The sequence below is a fragment of the Streptomyces sp. NPDC001415 genome, from assembly GCF_053597395.1.
On record NZ_JBSFIE010000001.1, the window covers coordinates 200352 to 218641 of the forward strand.

An 18290-nucleotide genomic window follows, 5' to 3' on the forward strand; every position below is an offset into this window, starting at 1 on the left:
TCAGTCTCGGGGCAGGCCGAGGATGCGCTCGGCGACGACGTTGAGCTGGACCTGGGTGGTGCCGCCCGCGATGGTCAGGCAGCGCGACATGAGGAAGCCGTGCACGGCCCGCTCTCCGGGGCCCTCGACGGCCGCGCCGTCGGGACCGAGGAGTTCCAGGGCGAGTTCGGCGATCTTCTGCTGGTGCGGGGTCTGGACGAGCTTGCGGATGCTGGCACCCGCACCCGGTTCCAGGCCGGAGACCTGCTGCATGGTCGTACGAAGGCCGATGCAGGCCAGCGCGTGCGCCTCGGCGGCAAGCGCGCCGATCCGGGCCCGGTACGCCCCGTCCAGCTCCCCGGCTCGGGCGATCAGCGCTTCGAGGCCGGTGTCGAAGGTCAACTGGTCGGCCATGTGGACGCGTTCGTTGCCCAGGGTGTTGCGGGCGACCCGCCAGCCGCCGTTCACCTCGCCGACGACGGCGTCGGCGGGCAGCAGCGCCCCGTCGAAGTACACCTCGTTGAAGAGGGAGTCCCCGGTGATCTCTTTGAGGGGGCGGATGTCGATCCCGTTCGTCCGCTTCATGTCGACGAGGAAGTACGTGAGTCCCTTGTGTTTGGGGGCCGCCGGGTCGGTGCGGGCCAGCAGGATGCCGTAGTCGGCCCACTGCGCGGCGCTGGTCCACACCTTCTGGCCGGTGATCCGCCAGCCGCCGTCCGGGGTGCGCTCGGCCTTGGTGCGCAACGAGGCGAGGTCGGAGCCCGCGCCGGGTTCGGAGAACAGCTGGCACCAGAGCAGCTCGCCGCGCAGGGTGGGGCCGAGGAAGCGGCCCTGCTGGGGCCCGGTCCCGTACGCGAGGAGCGAGGGGACCACCCAGGTGGCTATCCCCAGGTCGCTCACCTTGACCCCGGCTCGCCTCAACTCCTCCTGGATGACGAGTTGTTGGACAGGGCCCGCGCCCAGGCCGTACGGGGCGGGCAGGTGCGGGGCCGCGTATCCGGTGGGGGCCAGCGCGCGCCTCACCGCGCCCGGTTCCAGGCCCCGTACGGCCTCGATCGCGGCGCGGGCGGGGCCGCGGAAGTTCTCGGCCTCCGGCGGCAGCTCCATGCGCAGCTCCCGGCGGGCGCCCTCGCTCGCGAGCCGGACCGCCCGCAGCCGGTGGGTGTCCCCGGCGCCGAGGAGCTGGCGGGCGACAAGGGCCCGGCGCAGGTACAGGTGGGCGTCGTGCTCCCAGGTGAAGCCGATGCCGCCGAGGATCTGGATGCAGTCCTTGGCGCAGGTGTGGGCGGCGTCCACGGCGGTGGCGGCGAGGGAGGCGGTCAGGCCCCGCACCTCGGCGGGCTCGTCCATGGCGCGGGCCGCGTCCCACACCAGCGCGCGGGCCTGTTCGAGGCGTACGAGCATGTCCGCGCAGAGGTGCTTGACCGCCTGGAACCGGCCGATGGGGCGGCCGAACTGCTCCCTGGCCTTGGCGTGTTCGGCCGCTATCTCCAGTGCGCGGGCCGCCGTGCCGCACGACTCGGCGGCGAAGAGGAGGGCGGCGAGGTCGCGGACGAGCGCGGAGTCCACGTCCAGGACCCGGCCCGCGTCGACCACGACTCCCTCGGCCCGCACCTCGGCGGTGGGGCGGGTCGGGTCGGTGCTCGCGTGCGTACGGATGCGCAGGGCCTCGGCGTCCACCGCGAGCCACAGCGTGCGGTGGTGCGCCTCGGCCGCGAGGACCACCAACTCGGCCTGGCCCGCGGCCAGTACGGGCGGCGCCGTACCGTCCAGGACCCAGCCGCCCGCGCCCTCCACGGCGGTGAGCGTGCCCGCGCCGAGCGCCACGGCCGCGGTCCTGCGGCCTTCGGCGATGTCCGCGACCAGAGCCTCGTGCCGCCCGGCGCGGCGCAGCAGCTCGGCGGCGAGCACGCCGGGCAGGTACGGGCCGGGCAGCAGCCCGCGCCCGGCCTCTTCCAGAACGACGGCCAGCTCGGGAAGGCCGCCCCCGCCGAACTCCTCGCCGAGGTGGACGCCGAGGAGCCCCTGTTCGGCGAGCCCGTCCCAGAACAGCGGGCGGGACCCGGCGGCCTCGGGCGCGTCCAGGAGTTTGCGCACCTCCTCGACGGGCACGGCCCGCGCCAGCCAGCCGCGCACCGCCTCGGCCAGCTCCCGGTGTTCTTGCGTGATCGCGATGCCCATGGACGCCCTCACCCGTCGCCGGTCCCGGAACGGCGCAAGAGTAGAACACGTTTCAATCTGACGGAAGGTCAGATCGACGTGACCTTCGATCCCCCGCCCGCCGGGAGCGGCCCCGGCGGCGTACGGCACCATGGACCGCCCACACACGTACGACCCAAAGGAGCCGGGCCGTGGCCACTCCCAAGCCTCAGATCCTGGCCGCCTTCGAGGCGGCCAAGGGCTTCATGCCCGTACGGGAAGGCCTGGCGCTGTACGAGGCGGCGGCCGCGGCCGGGGCGCTCGGGCTGCCGCTCCTGGAGGTCGGCACCTACTGCGGGCGCTCCACGATCCTGCTCGCCGAGGCCGCCCGCGAGAGCGGCACGGTCGCGATCACCGTCGACCACCACCGCGGCAGCGAGGAGCAGCAGGCGGGCTGGGAGTACCACGACCCCACCGTCGTCGACCCGGAGGTGGGGCGGATGGACACGCTGCCCACCTTCCGGCGGACCCTGCACGCGGCGGGCCTGGAGGACCACGTCATCGCGGTCGTCGGGCGCTCGCCGCAGGTCGCGCGGGTGTGGGGCGGGCAGCTCGGCTTCGTGTTCATCGACGGCGGGCACACCGACGAGCACGCCACCGCCGACTACGAGGGCTGGGCGCCCAAGCTCGCCGAGGGCGGCACGCTGGTCATCCACGACGTCTTCCCCGACCCGGTGGACGAGTTCACCGGCCAGGCCCCGTACCGCATCTACCTGCGCGCCCTTGAGTCCGGCGCGTTCACCGAGGTCTCGGCGACGGACTCGCTGCGGGTGCTGCGCCGGACGTCCGCCGCGCTGTGACACTTCGAGGAGTCGAGTGCCCGGGCCGGGGAGGGTCGCGCGGCTAGCATCGCTCCCGTGTCGTACGACAGCGAGTCATCGAATCCGGACAGCCGGTCGCGCCGTGTGCGCGGCCGGGCACTCGTCGCCCTCGCCGCCCTCGCGCCGACCGCCCTCGCGGGCTGGCTCGTCTGGCAGGCGATGAGCAGCCCCGGCAGCCAGGACGACAAGCCGCCGAAGGTGCTCCCCCTGCCGAGCCACGCACCGCGGTCCCCGCTCCCGAGCGCCGGCACCGCGACGGTGACCGTGACGGCCACTCCCACCCCGGGCGCCCCCGGCTCCCCCTCGGCGCCCGCCGCGTCCAAGGGCGGGTCCGGCGTCGGACCGCTCGCCGGAAAGACCGTCGTCATCGACCCAGGTCACAATCCGAATAATTTCCGGCATACACAAGAGATCAATGAGCCGGTGGACATCGGAACGAACAAGAAGGAATGCGACACCACCGGCACCGAGACCAACGACGGTTATACGGAGGCCGAGTTCACGCTCGATGTGTCGCGCCGGATCAGGGCGATCCTGGAAAAGCAGGGCGCGAAGGTCGTGTTCACCCAGAACGGCGACCGGACATTCGGCCCGTGTGTGGACGAGCGGGCCCGGATCGGGAATCAGGCGAAGGCGGACGCCGTCGTGTCGGTGCACGCGGACGGCGCGAACGAGGGCCAGCGCGGCTTCCATGTGATCCTGCCCGCGAAGGTGAAGGGCGGGGCAGCCGACACCGCCCCCATCGTGGGGCCTTCGCGTGAACTCGGTGTGCGGATCGCGGGGAAGTTCGTCCTGGACACAGGCATGAACGCCTCCAACTACGTGGGCGACGGCACCGCTCTGGACATCCGCAGCGACCTCGGCGGGCTCAACCTGTCGACCGTGCCGAAGGTGTTCATCGAGTGCGGCAACATGCGCGATTCCCGGGATTCGGCGCTTCTCAAGAGTGCGGACTGGCATCAGAAGGCGGCCCAGGGCATCGCGGACGGCATTATGGCGTTCCTGGGCGGGTAGGCTCCCGACCCGCCGTACGGCCCACAGATCCAGACGATAGATTCTTCCGCACAGGGGGAACCACCTAGAGCTTCACGCCGTGTGCACGTACACCGGCGGCAGCGATGACCGCCCCGACGAGACGACATAAAAGAGGACTTTTACGTGAACATCCGCTCCCTCACACGAGGCGACGGCGTGGTGATCGGTGCAGCGGTGTTGCTGTTCATCGCCTCGTTCCTGAATCTCACGTCCGCTCCGAGCTGCTCCGGCCAGTTCTGCCCGAGCAACAGCGACGCGCCGAACGCCTGGGACTCGCTCTCGCTTCTGATGAGCATGTACCTGGCGGGCATCATCGGCGCGGTGCTCGTGGTCGTCGGCCGCTCGCTGCCGCAGCCGAAGCAGGTCGCCGGCCTGGACCTCGCGCAGTTCGGCGTCGCGTTCACCGTCTTCGCCGCGTGGACCGCGTTCTGGACGATCATCGACGCGCACGGCTCCGGCGCCGGCATGATCCTCGGCCTGATCGCCACGCTGGCGCTCGCCGCGGGCGCCGTGGCCTCGCCGCTGGTCGCCGCGCTGAAGGCGCCGCTGGTGGGTGCCCCGAGCCCGGCCGCCCCGCAGCCCTACGGCTACCCGGGTGCGGCCCAGCCGGCCGGCGGCTACGGCTACCCCGGCGCCCAGCAGCCCTACGGTGCGCAGCCCGGTGACCCGAGCCTCGGCGGCCAGCCGCAGGCGCAGGCCCAGCCGTTCGGCGCGCAGACCCCGGCTCCGGCCCCGGCGGCGGACCCGAACAAGGACAGCCAGGCGCAGCCCGCCGCGGCCGCCCCGGCCGGCGAGTTCGCCCCGTTCTGGTTCGCGGTCCCCGTCGCCCGCCCGCTGTACGCGGAGGACGGTTCGCCCACCCCGATCGCCGAACTCGCCCCCGGCACCTGGTACCTGGCCGTCGACCAGCGCGGTCCCGGCCTGGTCGCCCAGACGCAGGACGGCCGCCGCGGCGTCCTCCAGGACACCACGGGCATCCAGCGCGGCTGATCACCCCGCAGCGCTCCGACGGCCCCCCGCCCTCTTCCGGGCGGGGGGCCGTTGCCCTACAGTCCCCTGACGGATCGTCAGATCACTGGGAGGGGACGGCACATGCGCCTGGGACTCGCACTCGGCTACTGGGGGCGCGGCCCCAACCCCGCCCACCTCGAACTGGCCTGCGCGGCCGAGGAGTTGGGCTATCACTCGGTGTGGACGGCGGAGGCCTGGGGCTCCGACGCCTTCACCCCGCTGACCTGGATCGCCGCGCACACCTCCCGCATCGGGCTCGGCACCGCGGTCGCGCAGATGGCCGCGCGCACCCCCACCGCCACCGCCATGCACGCCCTCACCCTGGACCACCTCTCGGGCGGCCGGATGATGCTGGGGCTCGGGCTCTCGGGGCCGCAGGTCGTCGAGGGCTGGTACGGCCGCCCCTTCCCCTCCAGCCCGCTCACCGCAACCCGCGAGTACGTCGACGTCATCCGCCAGGTGCTGCGCCGCGAGGCCCCGGTCGAGCTCGACGGCCGCTTCCACGCGCATCCCTACGGCGGCGCGGACGGGACGGGTCTGGGCAAGCCCCTCAAGGCCATCACCCATCCCCTGCGCCCGGACATCCCCGTGCTCCTGGGCGCCGAGGGCCCCAAGAACATCGCCCAGACGACCCGCATCGCGGACGGCTGGCTCCCGCTGTACTGGTCGCCGACCCGTACGGACGCGTACGAGGCCTCGCTGACGGGGCTGCGCGACGGCTTCCTGGTCGCCCCCATGGTCCGGGCCCACGTGTGCGACGACGTCGCCGAGGGGCTGCTCCCGGTGAAGGCGATGCTGGGCTTCTACATCGGCGGAATGGGCCACGCCGCCCGCAACTTCCACGCCGACCTGATGGCCCGCATGGGGTACGGGGACGAGGCCCGCCGCATCCAGGACCTGTTCCTGGCGGGCCGCCGCGACGAGGCGGTCCTGGCGGTACCGGACGCCTTCGCCGACGAGATCTCTCTGGTGGGCCCCCGCCAACGCATCGCGGAACGCCTGGAGTTGTGGCGCACGGGTCCGGTGACGGACCTGCTGGTCACATCACCGGACCCGAACACGCTACGGGTGCTGGCCGACCTGAACGCCTGAGCGCCCTCGGCTGATTCCGCCGCTTGAGGACACAGGGGGATCAGCCCTTGGAAAGCTGCCCAGCGGAGGGCACCTGATCCTTGACCGGCGCGCCGGCCCCCGCCCCGGCGTCCTTGACCCCGCCGATCACCTTCTCGAACTGACCGACATCCGCGTCACTCGCGTCGCCCTTGCGGAGCTTGCCGCCCAGGTCCTTGAGGGAGTCGATGCCGGAGGACAGGGGCGCGAGGGCCTTGGAGAGCAGGGGGTCACCCTTGGCGTTCTCGGTCGCCGCCTTCAGGCGGTTGTATGTGAACGCGCCGGCCAGGCCCGCCTTGACCAGGGCGAACGTACGGCCCTTGGCGCCCTTCTTGAACTTGCCGGCCTTGAACGGCTTCACGATCCACTGGTAGGCGGCGCCCGCCGCGAGCCCCGCGTTGGCGACGAAGCGCGTCTTGGCGAGCTTCTGCCGCTCGGCCGAGGCGCTCGGCGAGGCACCGCTCTCGGCCGCGGTCAGGGCGGCGTTCTGGGCGGCGTTCTGGGCGGTTCCGCCCGCGTTTCTGGTCTCTCCTCCGCAGGCGGTCGTCGACACCAGGACGGCGCAGGAAAGGACGACCGCCACGACTATGCGGCGGATGGGGAACGTACTGGGCACGATGACCTCCGGGGGATGTTCCGGCCTCCCCGGCAGCCTCACCCGCCCCACCGCGTTGCGCCACTCGGGCGACTCCGTACGGGTTGGGCTAGCCGCAGCAGTAAGGCGCGAGGCCCCTGGGGAGGCGGTCTCCGCCGAAGACCGCCGTGGTCGCCTCGTCGCCGCCCAGGGCCGCGACCGCGAGCAGCAGGGAGCCCGCCGTCCACGTCGTGAGCTCCTCCGGCCACACCGCGCGGTTGCCCTCGAAGACGTAACCCGTCCAGTACATGCCGGTGGCCGGGTCGCGCAGGTGCTGGATGGACTGGAGGATCTCCAGGGCCCGGTCGGACTCGCCCATCGCCCAGAGCGCGAGGGCCAGTTCGCAGCTCTCGCCGCCGGTGACCCACGGGTTGGGCAGCACGCAGCGCACCCCGAGGCCGGGCACCACGAAGTCGTCCCACATCGATTCGATACGGGCCTTGGCCGCGGCCCCGGTGACCGCGCCGCCGAGGACCGGGTAGTACCAGTCCATGGAGTAGCGGGACTTGTCGAGGAAGCGCTCGGGGTGGTGCCGGACGGCGTGGGCGAGCGCGCCGGCCGCCAACTCCCAGTCGGGCTGCGGCTCTTCGCGCTGTTCGGCGATGGCGAGGGCGCAGCGCAGCGCGTGGTGGACGGAGGAGCTGCCGGTGAGCAGCGCGTCGGTGACGGCCGTGCCGTCCTCCTCGCGCTTCCAGCCGATCTGCCCGCCGCTCTGCTGGAGGGTGAGGACCCATTCGACGGCCGCGTAGACCGTGGGCCACATGCGGTCGAGGAACGTGTCGTCGCCGGTGGCGAGGTAGTGGTGCCACACGCCGACCGCTATGTAGGCGACGAAGTTGGACTCCCGGCCGCGGTCGGTGACCCGGTCGTGTTCGCCGTCGTGGTAGGCGGCGTACCAGGATCCGTCCTGGTTCTGGTGCCGGGCGAGCCAGTCGTAGGCGCGCTCGGCGGCGGCGTGTTCGCCCGCCGCGTCCAGGGCCATCGCGGCCTCGGTGTGGTCCCAGGGGTCCAGGTGGTGTCCGCGGAACCAGGGGATGGCGCCGTCGGCGCGCTGGACGCCGAGCAGGGTGGCGACCGTCTGCCCGGCCTGCCCGGCGGTGAGCACCCCGGGAAGGACGAGGTGTTCGGTGCGCTCCGGAGAGGTCACTTGGCGGCGCTCTCTTCCGGCAGCGACGGCAGGTGCGGCTTGGTCGCGTACGCCACGAAGCTCTTGCCGACGATCGGGTTGAGCGCCCGCTCGGCGAGCCGGGTGACGGTGCTGATGCCGGGCGTCTTCATGATGTCCCAGACCAGGATCTGGTGGTACGCCTTCACCGGCAGCGCCTTGTCGTTGTCGACGCCGAAGGCGCACTTGAGCCACCAGTACGGCGAGTGCAGCGCGTGCGCGTGGTGGGTGCCGTACGGCTTGAGGCCGGCCTGCTTCATCTTGCCGATGAGCTCGTCGGCCTTGTAGATCCGGATGTGGCCGCCCTCGACCTCGTGGTACGCGTCGGAGAGCGCCCAGCACACCTTCTCGGGCCCGTACCGCGGCACGGTGACCGCGATGCGGCCGCCGGGCTTCAGGACGCGGACCATCTCGGCGAGTACGCCCTTGTCGTCGGGGATGTGCTCCATGACCTCGGAGATGATCACGACGTCGAAGGACTCGTCGGGGAAGGGCAGGTTGAGCGCGTCGCCCTCCATGGCGGTGGCGGTCGCCCCCTCGGGCGCCTCACCGGCCTCCTTCATCGCGGCGAACCACTTGGCGACCTCGCGGATCTCCTCGCCGTTCTGGTCGAGGGCCACGACCTGGGCGCCTCGCCGGTAGCACTCGAAGGCGTGCCGGCCCGCGCCGCAGCCCAGGTCGAGCACGCGGTCGCCCGGGGCGAGCGGGAAGCGGGAGAAGTCGACGGTCAGCACGGATGCCTGCTTTCGCGGACGGGGGGATGGGGTCGGCCGGGGTTTCGGGGGTGCCGCGTCACCAGGCACCCCCTTGGGCCGCGGTGCGGCCGGGCGTCTTGGGCGCGGGGCAGCCCAGGGGGGCGGGCGCGCGGCGCCCGGGGTTCGCGCTCCGGGTCACCTGGCTGCCTTCCGGGCCGAACGGCCCTGGGCGGCGATCGCGGAGCGGTAGAGGTCCGCGGTGCCGAGGGCCGCCTGGCGCCAGGTGAACCGGGCGAGCACCCGCTCCCGGCCGGCCGCGCCGAGCCGGGCTCGCAGCGCCGGGTCGCCGAGGAGCCGGGCGAGGCCGGCGGCCAGCGCTCCCGCGTCGCCGGGCGGCACCGCGAGGCAGGTCTCGCCGTCGGTGCCGGCGACCTCCGGGATGGCGCCGCCGGTGGTGGCGAGCAGCGGGGTGCCGGTGGCCATGGCCTCGGCGGCGGGCAGCGAGAAGCCCTCGTACAGCGAAGGGACGCAGCTGATCTGCGCGGACCGTACGAGGTCGACGAGCTCGGCGTCGGTGATGCCCTTGACGAACTCGACGGCGCCGCCGAGCCCGTACTTCTCGATGGCCTGGGCGACCGGGCCGTCCTCGGCGCGCTTGCCGACGACGACGAGGTGGGCCTCGGGGTACTCGGTGCGCAGCTTGGCGAGGGCTTCGACGAGGAAGACCAGGCCCTTGAGCGGCACGTCCGCGCTGGAGGTGGTCACGATGCGGCCGGGCACCTCGGCGACGGCCGGGTCCGGTGACCACAGGGTGGTGTCGGCGCCGATGTGCACGACCCGGATGCGGTCCTCGGACACCCCGAGGTGGTCGACGATCTCGCCCTTGGAGGTGCCGGAGACGGTGAGCACGGAGGGCAGTCGGCGGGCGACCCGCTTCTGCATGCGCGTGAAGCCGTACCAGCGGCGCACGGAGGCGCGGCGCTTCCAGTCGGGGGCCGCGTCCAGTTCGAGCCGGCGGTCGACGGTGATGGGGTGGTGGATCGTGGTGACCAGGGGCGCGCCGACGTCGCCGAGCAGCCCGTACCCGAGGGTCTGGTTGTCGTGGACGACGTCGAACTCGCCCCGCCGGGCGGCCAGATGGCGGCGGGCGCGCAGCGAGAAGGTCAGCGGCTCGGGGAAGCCGCCGGTGCGCATGGTGGCGACCTCAAGGCGGTCGATCCAGTCCCGGTACTCGTCCTTCTTGGGCGTACGGAACGGATCGGGCGAGCGGTAGAGGTCCATGCTGGCCAGCTCGGTGAGCGGGACGCCCTCGTCGAGCACGGGGTAGGGCTGGGCGCCGATGACCTCGACGCTGTGCCCGAGCCGGGCGAGCTCGCGCGAGAGGTGGCGCACGTAGACGCCCTGGCCGCCGCAGAACGGGTTCCCCTTGTAGGTGAGGAGCGCGATCCGCAGCGGGCGCTCGCCCTCACGGCCGGCATCCCCGGTGCGGGGGCTTGCCTCTATGGCCTCAGCGGTCACTCGCGGCCCCCTTCATCACTGCGTTTCGCCGGAGCGTAACCGCTCGCGCTAATCTAGAACAAGTTCCAGACTTGATCCTTCTTGAGCGTTCTTTGATCACTCAAGGAGCTTCGAATCTACCGGCAGGTAGCGCGACTGTAAGAGCCGGATCAGGTGATTCGCGCCACGACGGGGCCCCTGCCATGCTGGGCCGCCGAACACCGTGGCAGAGAACCGGACAAACGGAACGGGACACATGACAGCGGAAGTCAAGGCGGCCACCGCGGCCACCCCTCCCCTGACGGAACGCCAGGAGGCCCGGCGCCGTCGCATCCTCCACGCGAGCGCCCAGCTGGCCAGCCGGGGCGGCTTCGACGCGGTCCAGATGCGCGAGGTGGCCGAGGCCGCGGGAGTCGCGCTCGGCACCCTGTACCGCTACTTCCCGTCCAAGATCCACCTTCTGGTCGCCACGATGCAGGACCAGCTCCAGCACCTGCACTCCACCCTGCGCAAGCAGCCGCCGTCCGGCGAGGGCGCCGCGGAGCGGGTGGCCGAAACCCTCATGCGCGCCTTCCGCGCCCTCCAGCGCGAGCCGCACCTCGCGGACGCGATGGTACGGGCCCTCACCTTCGCGGACCGCTCCGTGAGCCCCGAGGTCGACACCGTCTCGCGGCAGACCACGGCGATCATCCTGGACGCGATGGGCCTCGACCGTCCGACCCCGGAGCAGCTCTCGGCGGTCCGGGTCATCGAGCACACCTGGCACTCGGCCCTGATCACCTGGCTCTCGGGTCGGGCGTCGATCGCCCAGGTGAAGATCGACATCGAGACGGTCTGCAAGTTGATCGACCTGACGGCCCCGCCGAAGGGGTAGCCGCCCTTACGACTCCGCCGAGGACCAACCCCACAAGGGGCGCGGGGCTGTGACATTTTGCGGCTCCGCCGCGGGGCGCGCTCAGAGCCTGTGTCTAAACCCCCACCGGCCCGCACCCGAGAATCCGCCCGCCTCGCAGAGACCACGCGCTCCCCCGTCGTGTGCGCCCAGGGGCGCTCAACTCCCTGGTCAGAAGGGGGATTGGGGGGCTGACGCAGCCCCCAAGGCATGCGCCCCACCAGCGCGCGGCGCGCCCCGTGTGCGCGGGTGCGCGCCCCCAGTGCCCCCCACCGATCCGTTCGCCTGGACCATGACAGGGGTAACCGGCGCCCAGAATCGTTGCGTGCCCAACGAAGGCGCCGGTAGCGGTGACCCTGGAAGGAGCTGGAAACGTGATCCGGGTACTTCTCGTGCACGACGCGTGCCTCTTGCGGTCGGCACTGGCCGAACGCCTCGCGCGCGAACCCGACTTGGAGGTTCACCATGCGGCTTGGCGCGGCGCCCCGGCGCTGGCGCGATTATGGAGCCCGGACGTCTGCGCGGCCGACCTGGACTGTTCGGAGTCCTATGGAATCGCACCACTCGGCGAACTCGCCGGCTGCCGCCCCGGCACCGGCAAATGCCGACTGCTGGTGCTGGCCGACGCACACCGTCCGGGCCCGCTGAAACGGGCCGCCGATGCCAACGCGCGCGGCTATGTGGACAAGGGGGGCACACCCGAGCATCTGATCTTCGCCATCAGACAGGTGGCCGAGGGGAAACGGTTCGTCGACGACTCGCTCGGCTTCAGTTTCCTCAGAGCGGCTGAAATGCCGCTCACCAGACGGGAGTTGAGCGTTCTCTCACTCGCCGCGGAAGGGGCTTCGGTCTCCGACATCGCGCACCGGCTCCATCTTTCCAACGGCACCGTGCGCAACTACATGGCCGCCATCACCCGCAAGACCGGCGCGCGCAACCGGGTCGACGCGATAAGGATTTCCCAGGGGGAGGGGTGGGTGTGAGGGGCCGGCCCCGGTGAGGTCGCGGTAGAACGCGGAGCGGGCCAGGAGTTCCTCGTGGGTGCCGAGTTCGGCGCGGGCCCCGTCCATGAGGAGTACGCGGTCCGCGCGCCGGGCCGAACCGGTGCGGTGGGCGACGACCACGAGGGTGCGTCCGGTGAACGCCCGCTCCGCGCGCGCCTCGGCGGCCGGGTCCAGATGGCAGGTCGCCTCGTCGAGCAGCACCAGGGGCGCGGGTGAGACGTGGGCCCGCGCCAGCGCGATGAGCTGGCGCTCGGCGGCGGACAGCGCGGCGGGGTCGAGCACGGCGTCGAGCCCGCCGAGCCGCGCCACGAGCGGCCCCGCCCCGACCGCCTCGGCCGACCCCGACAGGGCCTCATCACAAGGGAGTCGGGGGCAGAAGTAGCCGAGGTTCTCGCGGAGGGTGGCGGTGAAGACGTATGCCTCCTGCGGTACGAGCACCCGCTCGCAGCCCGTGGTCACCTCTCCGGCGTCCGGGCGGAGCACCCCGGCGATCAGCCCGAGCAGGGTGGACTTGCCGATGCCGCTGGGTCCGGCCACGGCGAGCCGCTCGCCGGCCGGTACCGCCAGGTCGAGCCGGTCGATGACGGGGGCGGCGCCGGGCCCGTACGCGAAGACGACGCCGCGCAGCCGCACCGGCCACGCACCGGCCTCGCACCGCGGCTTCGCCGGAGGCGCCTCCTCCCCCGCGGTCAGCCGGCGCAGTACGACGGTGAGGCGGGCGCCCGAGGTGCCGAGGCCCTGCACCAGGGCCTGGAGGGCGGGCAGCAGCGACTGGGTGAGGTAGGCGAGCGCGCCGGCCAGGCCGCCCGCGGTGACCCCGTGGCGCAGCAGCCAGGGCGCGGTGACCAGGAGCAGCACCAGGGGCAGCCGCCCGCCGATGCCGACGGCGAAGGTGCGGGCCATGCCCCAGTGGGCGAGCGAGCGCGCCGCGCGGTACTCGTCGTCGATGCGCTCTCCGGCGCTCGCGGCCGCGCGCTCGTGGGCCCCCGACGCCTCGATGTCCCTCAACCCGCTTGACATCAGGCCGAGTTCGGCGGCAAGGCGTTCGTCGGCCGCGAGGAGGTCCTCCTGGCGGCGGGCGAGCGGGCCGAGCGTCACGGCGAACAGGGCGAGCCCCGCGAGCAGCGGGCCGCCGACCACCGGGAGCAGGACCGGCGCGAGGGCGAAGAGGCCGAAGAGGGCGCCGGCCGCGGTGAAGACGAAAGTGCGGGCGACGAGCACGAGCCCGGCGAGGGTGTCCCTGGCCAGCTCCACCTGCTGGGTCAGGCGGGAAAGCGCGGCGTCGTCCGCCTCGCGCAGCCCGCGCGTCACGACCGCCCGCACGAGTTCGTCCCGTACGGGCTCGACGAACGCGGCGACCGCCCCGTACACCCGGCGCGTCCCCCAGGCCCCGGCGAGCACGGCGACGGCGGCCGCCGCGAGCCAGCCGGTCCCGGTGGCGGCGCGGCCCGCGAGGAAGCCGTCGTCGAGGGCGCGGGCGAGGGCGAAGCCGAGGAGGAAGGTCTGGGCGGATTCGAGCAGCGACCATCCGGCGAGGCGCAGCAGCACCCGTTTGCGCCGCCTCAGCAGGCTCATCAGCATGACGCGTCGACCTCCCCGAACACCGCGCGGTAGTCGGCGAGTCGGTAAAGCTGCCGGTGGGGTGCGACCGCGCGCACCCGTCCTTCCTCAAGCCATACGACGAGGTCCGCGCGGGCCGCCGTCGAGGCCCGCAGGGCGATGATCAGGTGGGTTCCGATGCCGTGCAGCAGTGCCTGGGAGACCTTGAGCTCGGTGGCGGAGTCGAGGCTGGAGGTGGCGTCATCCAGGATCAGCAGCCGGCCGGGATGCGCGAACGCCCTTGCCAGGCCGAGCCGTTGGGCCTCCCCGCCGGACAGCGGGGCGCTCGCACAGGGCGTGGCGTAGCCGTCGGGCATCGTACGGATGAAGTCGTCGGCGCAGGCGGCGCGGGCGGCGGCGCGCACCCCGACCTCGCCCGGGTCTTCGGCCCCGTACGCGATGGTGCCGCCGACCGTGCCGCCGAGCAGCACGGGCCGGGCGAAGGCGTAGCCGACCGCCCTGCGCAGCTCGGCGCGCGCGAGGGAGGGCAGGGGCACGCCGTCGAGGGCGACCGTGCCGGATTCGGGGTCGGCGAGGCGGCCCGCGACGGCCGCGAGCGCCGACTTGCCGCTCCCCGAGCGCCCGACGACGGCGACCACAGCCCCGCCCGGCACCTTCAGATCGACTCCGCGCAGGGGCCCGTGCACGACCCCGCGAAGACTCAACTCACCGTCACCAGGCGGTAGTTCACCGCTCCCGTACATTGTGGTCGGGGCGGCCAGGATGTCCTGGAGGCGGGCGGTCGCGGTGCGGCCGCGGGTCAGGGTGTTGACCATGCCGACCAGGGCTCCGGTGCCGGTGGCGAGGGCCGCGTACCGCCAGGCGGCGAGGAGGCCGCCGACGCTGAGGTCGCCGTGTGCGACGCGCAGTCCGGCGACCGCGAGGACGGCGAGCTGGAGCAGCGGCAGGAGCACCGCGGCCTGGGCGGTGGAACGGCCCAGTACCTCCCACATGCGGTGGCCCTGGCGGGAGAGTTCGGGCAGCGGGGCCAGGATGCGCTCGGCGTCGCGCTCGGGGTGCCCGGCGGCGGCGATCGTACGGGCGCCGCGCACCGCTTCGAGGAGGCGGCCCGCGATCTCGCCCTGGGTGCGCAGATATCCGGCGCTGCTGGCGCCCGAGCCGCGGACGAACACTTTCAGGAGCAGGGCGAACAGCGGCATTCCGGCGAGCACCACCAGGGCGGTCAGCCAGTCGGTGAGGGCGAGCGCGACGAGGCCGCCGACCGGGGTGACGACGGCTGCGAGGGTGCCCGCGATCGACACGGGCACGGTCGCGGCCTGGACCGCGTTGCCGGTGAGCCTGGCCACCAACTCACCCTCGGAACAAGCCTGTTGGGTGCCCGCGTCCAATACGTGGCCGAGTACCCGGCGCCGGATCCAGGCGGCGCTGCGGGCGGTGGCGGTCGCGGTGACGGCGGACTCGTAGGCGCCGATCAGGACCGCGAGCACGGTGAGTGCGACACACAGGGTGATCCAGGGCCCGGCCTCGGTCCCCCGTCCGGCCAGGACCAGGTCGAGGGCGCGGCCGAGTGCCGCGGGCAGCGCGAGCCCGGCGCCGGCCGACGCGCAGCTGAGCAGCAGGATCAGGGTGCCGGGGCCGGCGCTCTGCCGGACGGTCTCACGCAACAGCAAGGCGGCCTCCCGCATGCGGCGGCCCCGGCCGGCGAGCGGTGCCGGACGGGGCCGCGTCGTTCACTGCGTCACCGGAACTACGCGGTGATTACAGGCAGAGCGTCAGGCTGGCGACGCTGTCACAGAGGAGCAGGCTGAGCGAGCTGCCGCCGCCGTGACCGCCGTGGCCGCCGCCGTCGCCCTCGTCGATGTCGAGTTCAACGTCGAGGTTCTGCAGGTCCAGAAGGGACATTGCTTTCTCCTTTGTCGGCGATGTGCGTTGCCGTCCGTGGGGGACGGGGTTTGCTTCAGCCCCGGGTGGGGCCGTCTGTGGGGCCGCCCGGTGGGGCGGCGGGGGGCGCCAGGAAGGGCAGTCCGACGGGCCGGTCGGCGAGGGCCGCGCCGAGCGCCAGGAGGCAGCCCGCCGTGCCGGTCGCGAGGTCCATGGAGAGCCGCATCAACTGGTCGCCGGGGAAGGCGAGTTGACCTTCGTAGGGCAGTGCGTGCCAGGCGAGGCCGTCGATCTGCTCGTCGAGCCAGGCGCGCGGCGCCCCGGCCCTCGCCAGGTGGAGCACCATTCCGGCGCGCCCGTTGAACAGGCCGGACTGGCCGTAGTACCGGGAGCGGGCGGCGGGCAGGATCTGCTCCCGCGCCTCGCGGAACGCCTCGTCGGGGCGGTGCGCGAGGAAGTCGTCGAGCACGGCGGCGATCCCGACGCTGCCTCCGCCGAGATAGGGCAGGGTGCGCGTGGTGTCGTTGACGACGAGGGTGCCGGCCGGGTTGGTCACACAGCGGTCGAGGTCGCGCCGCAGCTCCTCGGCGGCCCGGTCGAGCAGCGCGGGGTCGCCGGTGGACTCGTACAGGCGGAGCAGGAACAGGGCGGGGCCGGTGGCGCCGTGCAGGAGCCCGGCCCGGCGGGCGTCGCCGGTGCGGGAGGCGAGCAGCTCGGCGACCTCCAACGCCTGTTCCTTGAAGCCGAGTTGATCCAGTACGAGGCCCAGTCCGGCAAGGCCGCCGTGCAGTTCGGGGGCGAGGCGCCGCCAGTTCTCGGCCAGGACGGACTCGATCAGTTCGCGGGCCCGTTCGGTGTGGCCGAGCCGGTCGAGGACGAAGGCGACTCCGGCGAGCCCGTCGTAGAGGCCGAGCGGGGTGCCGGACGGCGGCGGCGCGGTGTGCGCGAGCAGCCACTCCTCGCCCTCGGGGTAGCGGCCGGCGCCGGTCTCGGCGAGCGCGTACAGGACTCCGGCGGCGCCGTGCGCGAGGCCGAGGCCGCCGCCGTCGGAGAACTGGGCGACGTCGCCCGGGAAGAGCCGGTCGTCGCGCCCGGGGGTCGCGGAGGCGAGGATGGCGGCCGCCATGGAGTCGCGGCTCGCGGGCCAGTTGCCCGGCGCCACGGGCACGCAGCCGGCCATCGGCGCGTTCTCCCCCTCGATCACCCGGACCGCCTCGCCGAGGTAGCCGGCGGGCAGGCCGGGGAACTGGGAGGCGGCGATCTCGGCGAGGTGGGCGGCCTTGGACCGGTCGATGACCAGGAGGCTCGTCATCGGCACGAACAGCGCGAGCCGCAGACAGGCCAGCGCGTAGCGGTCCACGTCGAAGCCCTTGCGGTCCAGGGGCGCGATGAAGCCGGGGTGCGCCATGGCCTGGCCGCGGTGGTCGTCGACGGGCAGCGCGGCCTCGAAGTCGAGGAGCCGTACGCCCTGTTCGTCGGGGTCGACCATGATGTTGAACATGTGCAGGTCGTTGAAGACGATGCCCCGCTCATGCACGGCGGCCACCGCGTCTTCCGTGGCCTTCAGGATGCGCAGCGCCCACCGGGTGTACTCGGCGACCGCGTCCGGGTCCGGCTCGGTGCCGATGAGCGGGTGGCGGTACGCGAAGAAGGAGTTGAGGGTGCGTCCTTCGAGGAAGTCCATGACGAGGAAGCGGTGCTCGCCGAGGGTGAACCAGTCGCGTACGGCGGGTGCGACGCCGAGCCCGGCGACCTGTTCGAGGGCGGCCTTCTCGCGTTCCAGGCGGGTCACCGCGTCGGCGCCGTCCGCGGCGAGCCCGGCGTGCGGCCGGGCCTCCTTGAGGACGACCTTCTCGCCGGTGCGGGTGTCGGTCCCGGCGTAGACGCCGCCGCCGTTGGAGAAGTGCAGGGCGCGTTCGATGCGGTAGGGCAGGTCGCCGGTGGTGGTGGCGTTGCGGGCGGCGAGGTGCGGCGCGAGGAACTCCGGCAGGGCGACCCAGTCGGGCAGGTGGAAGACGGGGTCGCGGCGGTCGGGCACGAGCACCCCGTCGGCGTCCTCGATCGCGGTGACCAGGGTGCCGTTGGCGTCGACGCAGTGCCGCTTGGTGAATCCGCCGTAGCGGACGTAGAGCGGACCCTCGCCCCAGCGCAGATCGCTGAGGATGTACGGTCCCGGCTCCCCGGCGAGCAGGGCGCCCAACTCCTCCAGAATCACCCGGAATTCGGCCTCGTCGGCGGGGTAGATCGTGGCGAACTTCCCGCTGGAGCCGCGGCCCGCGTACTTGGAGTTGCGCAGGTGCAGCGGCCGGCGCCCGGGGACGAACTTGAAGGGTATGGCGCGTGCGACGCAGTAGTCCCACACGTATGACGCGGTCTTCTCGGCGTTGTCGAGACAGGCCGAGACGTGGATCTTCCAGCCCTGCTGCGGCCGCACTCTGCGCCCCGGTATGCCGTCCGGGCTGAAGTGCAGCCAGTCTCCGGCGAGTTGGGCCGTCCAGCCCTCGGGGACGGTGCGCCGCGCGGCCTCGAAGAGCGGCACCCGGCCGTTGCGGCTGCCGTCGCCGGTGCTGCCGTCGGGGCGACTGTCGTGGGCGCGGCCGGCGTCGGTGCGGCTCTCGTCGGCGCGGCTGGTGTCGGTGCGGCTGGTGTCGCGTGAGGAGGACAAGCGGTCGGGGGTCTCATAGAAATACCTGTCCGCCAGACAGAAGACCTCGTACCGCTTGTCCATGGTGCCTCCCCCTCGACGTCATGACATCGAGTTGGTGCTCCCCCCTCGACGGCGTGGACGACTTTTCCACGCCGCCGAC

The 18290-nt window shown here is 72.9% G+C and carries 14 protein-coding genes and 1 pseudogene; 6 read left to right on the forward strand and 9 right to left on the reverse strand.

Annotation, left to right across the window (positions count from 1 at the left end):
- The gene (locus ACWC2B_RS00875) at positions 1–2160 is read right to left on the reverse strand and encodes an acyl-CoA dehydrogenase (protein ID WP_450714285.1); all 2160 of its coding nucleotides are present in this window, start codon (positions 2158–2160) and stop codon (positions 1–3) included.
- Between the two features lie 224 nt (positions 2161–2384).
- On the opposite strand from ACWC2B_RS00875, the gene ACWC2B_RS00880 reads away from it, so the two are divergent.
- The 4 genes from ACWC2B_RS00880 (at position 2385) to ACWC2B_RS00895 (ending at position 6137) form a co-directional block, all read left to right on the forward strand.
- Positions 2385–2978: a class I SAM-dependent methyltransferase gene (locus ACWC2B_RS00880; RefSeq protein WP_450714531.1), complete on the forward strand. Its 594-nt coding sequence runs from the start codon at positions 2385–2387 to the stop codon at positions 2976–2978.
- Positions 2979–3035: 57 nt separating this feature from the next.
- A complete protein-coding gene (locus tag ACWC2B_RS00885; protein ID WP_450714286.1) occupies positions 3036–4013 on the forward strand; it encodes an N-acetylmuramoyl-L-alanine amidase in 978 nt (325 codons plus the stop codon).
- Positions 4014–4157: 144 nt separating this feature from the next.
- Positions 4158–5024: a hypothetical protein gene (locus tag ACWC2B_RS00890; protein ID WP_450714287.1), complete on the forward strand. Its 867-nt coding sequence runs from the start codon at positions 4158–4160 to the stop codon at positions 5022–5024.
- 102 nt (positions 5025–5126) lie between these two features.
- Positions 5127–6137 (forward strand): LLM class F420-dependent oxidoreductase, encoded by a 1011-nt coding sequence (locus ACWC2B_RS00895; RefSeq protein ID WP_450714288.1) that lies wholly within the window; start codon positions 5127–5129, stop codon positions 6135–6137.
- A 40-nt stretch (positions 6138–6177) separates the two neighbouring features.
- Here ACWC2B_RS00895 and ACWC2B_RS00900 read toward each other — a convergent pair whose 3' ends face one another.
- The 4 genes from ACWC2B_RS00900 to ACWC2B_RS00915 form a co-directional block, all read right to left on the reverse strand.
- Complete coding sequence (locus ACWC2B_RS00900; protein WP_450714289.1) at positions 6178–6771, reverse strand: hypothetical protein; 594 nt, start codon at positions 6769–6771, stop codon at positions 6178–6180.
- An 88-nt stretch (positions 6772–6859) separates the two neighbouring features.
- Positions 6860–7936: a prenyltransferase gene (locus tag ACWC2B_RS00905; protein ID WP_450714290.1), complete on the reverse strand. Its 1077-nt coding sequence runs from the start codon at positions 7934–7936 to the stop codon at positions 6860–6862.
- Positions 7933–8688 carry a class I SAM-dependent methyltransferase gene (locus ACWC2B_RS00910; RefSeq protein ID WP_450714291.1) on the reverse strand — a complete coding sequence of 252 codons (756 nt, stop codon included), beginning with the start codon at positions 8686–8688 and terminating at the stop codon, positions 7933–7935. Before ACWC2B_RS00910 ends, ACWC2B_RS00905 begins: the two co-directional genes overlap by 4 nt.
- A 156-nt stretch (positions 8689–8844) precedes the next feature.
- The gene (locus ACWC2B_RS00915; RefSeq protein WP_450714292.1) at positions 8845–10167 is read right to left on the reverse strand and encodes a glycosyltransferase family 4 protein; all 1323 of its coding nucleotides are present in this window, start codon (positions 10165–10167) and stop codon (positions 8845–8847) included.
- Between the two features lie 235 nt (positions 10168–10402).
- On the opposite strand from ACWC2B_RS00915, the gene ACWC2B_RS00920 reads away from it, so the two are divergent.
- Positions 10403–11020 carry a TetR family transcriptional regulator gene (locus ACWC2B_RS00920; RefSeq protein WP_450714293.1) on the forward strand — a complete coding sequence of 206 codons (618 nt, stop codon included), beginning with the start codon at positions 10403–10405 and terminating at the stop codon, positions 11018–11020.
- Between the two features lie 392 nt (positions 11021–11412).
- A complete protein-coding gene (locus tag ACWC2B_RS00925; RefSeq protein WP_450714294.1) occupies positions 11413–12021 on the forward strand; it encodes a response regulator transcription factor in 609 nt (202 codons plus the stop codon).
- A gap of 261 nt (positions 12022–12282) precedes the next feature.
- Here ACWC2B_RS00925 and ACWC2B_RS00930 read toward each other — a convergent pair.
- The 4 genes and pseudogenes from ACWC2B_RS00930 to lanKC form a co-directional block, all read right to left on the reverse strand.
- Positions 12283–13623 (reverse strand): annotated as a pseudogene (locus tag ACWC2B_RS00930) (ATP-binding cassette domain-containing protein); the annotation flags it as partial.
- The gene (locus ACWC2B_RS00935) at positions 13617–15272 is read right to left on the reverse strand and encodes an ATP-binding cassette domain-containing protein (protein ID WP_450714295.1); all 1656 of its coding nucleotides are present in this window, start codon (positions 15270–15272) and stop codon (positions 13617–13619) included. The gene ACWC2B_RS00935 and the pseudogene ACWC2B_RS00930, both read right to left, overlap by 7 nt.
- Before the next feature lie 88 nt (positions 15273–15360).
- A complete protein-coding gene (locus ACWC2B_RS00940; RefSeq protein ID WP_189960903.1) occupies positions 15361–15504 on the reverse strand; it encodes a SapB/AmfS family lanthipeptide in 144 nt (47 codons plus the stop codon).
- 55 nt (positions 15505–15559) lie between these two features.
- Complete coding sequence (gene lanKC, locus ACWC2B_RS00945; protein WP_450714296.1) at positions 15560–18211, reverse strand: class III lanthionine synthetase LanKC; 2652 nt, start codon at positions 18209–18211, stop codon at positions 15560–15562.
- Positions 18212–18290 lie beyond the last annotated feature (79 nt).

What these genes read in the sequence shown, in the direction of transcription:
- ACWC2B_RS00895 (WP_450714288.1), top strand. Translation starts at nt 5,127, where the DNA reads ATGCGCCTGGGACTCGCACTCGGCTACTGGGGGCGCGGCCCCAACCCC.
- ACWC2B_RS00875 (WP_450714285.1), bottom strand. Translation starts at nt 2,160, where the DNA reads ATGGGCATCGCGATCACGCAAGAACACCGGGAGCTGGCCGAGGCGGTG.
- lanKC (WP_450714296.1), bottom strand. Translation starts at nt 18,211, where the DNA reads ATGGACAAGCGGTACGAGGTCTTCTGTCTGGCGGACAGGTATTTCTAT.
- ACWC2B_RS00940 (WP_189960903.1), bottom strand. Translation starts at nt 15,504, where the DNA reads ATGTCCCTTCTGGACCTGCAGAACCTCGACGTTGAACTCGACATCGAC.
- ACWC2B_RS00920 (WP_450714293.1), top strand. Translation starts at nt 10,403, where the DNA reads ATGACAGCGGAAGTCAAGGCGGCCACCGCGGCCACCCCTCCCCTGACG.
- ACWC2B_RS00880 (WP_450714531.1), top strand. Translation starts at nt 2,385, where the DNA reads ATGCCCGTACGGGAAGGCCTGGCGCTGTACGAGGCGGCGGCCGCGGCC.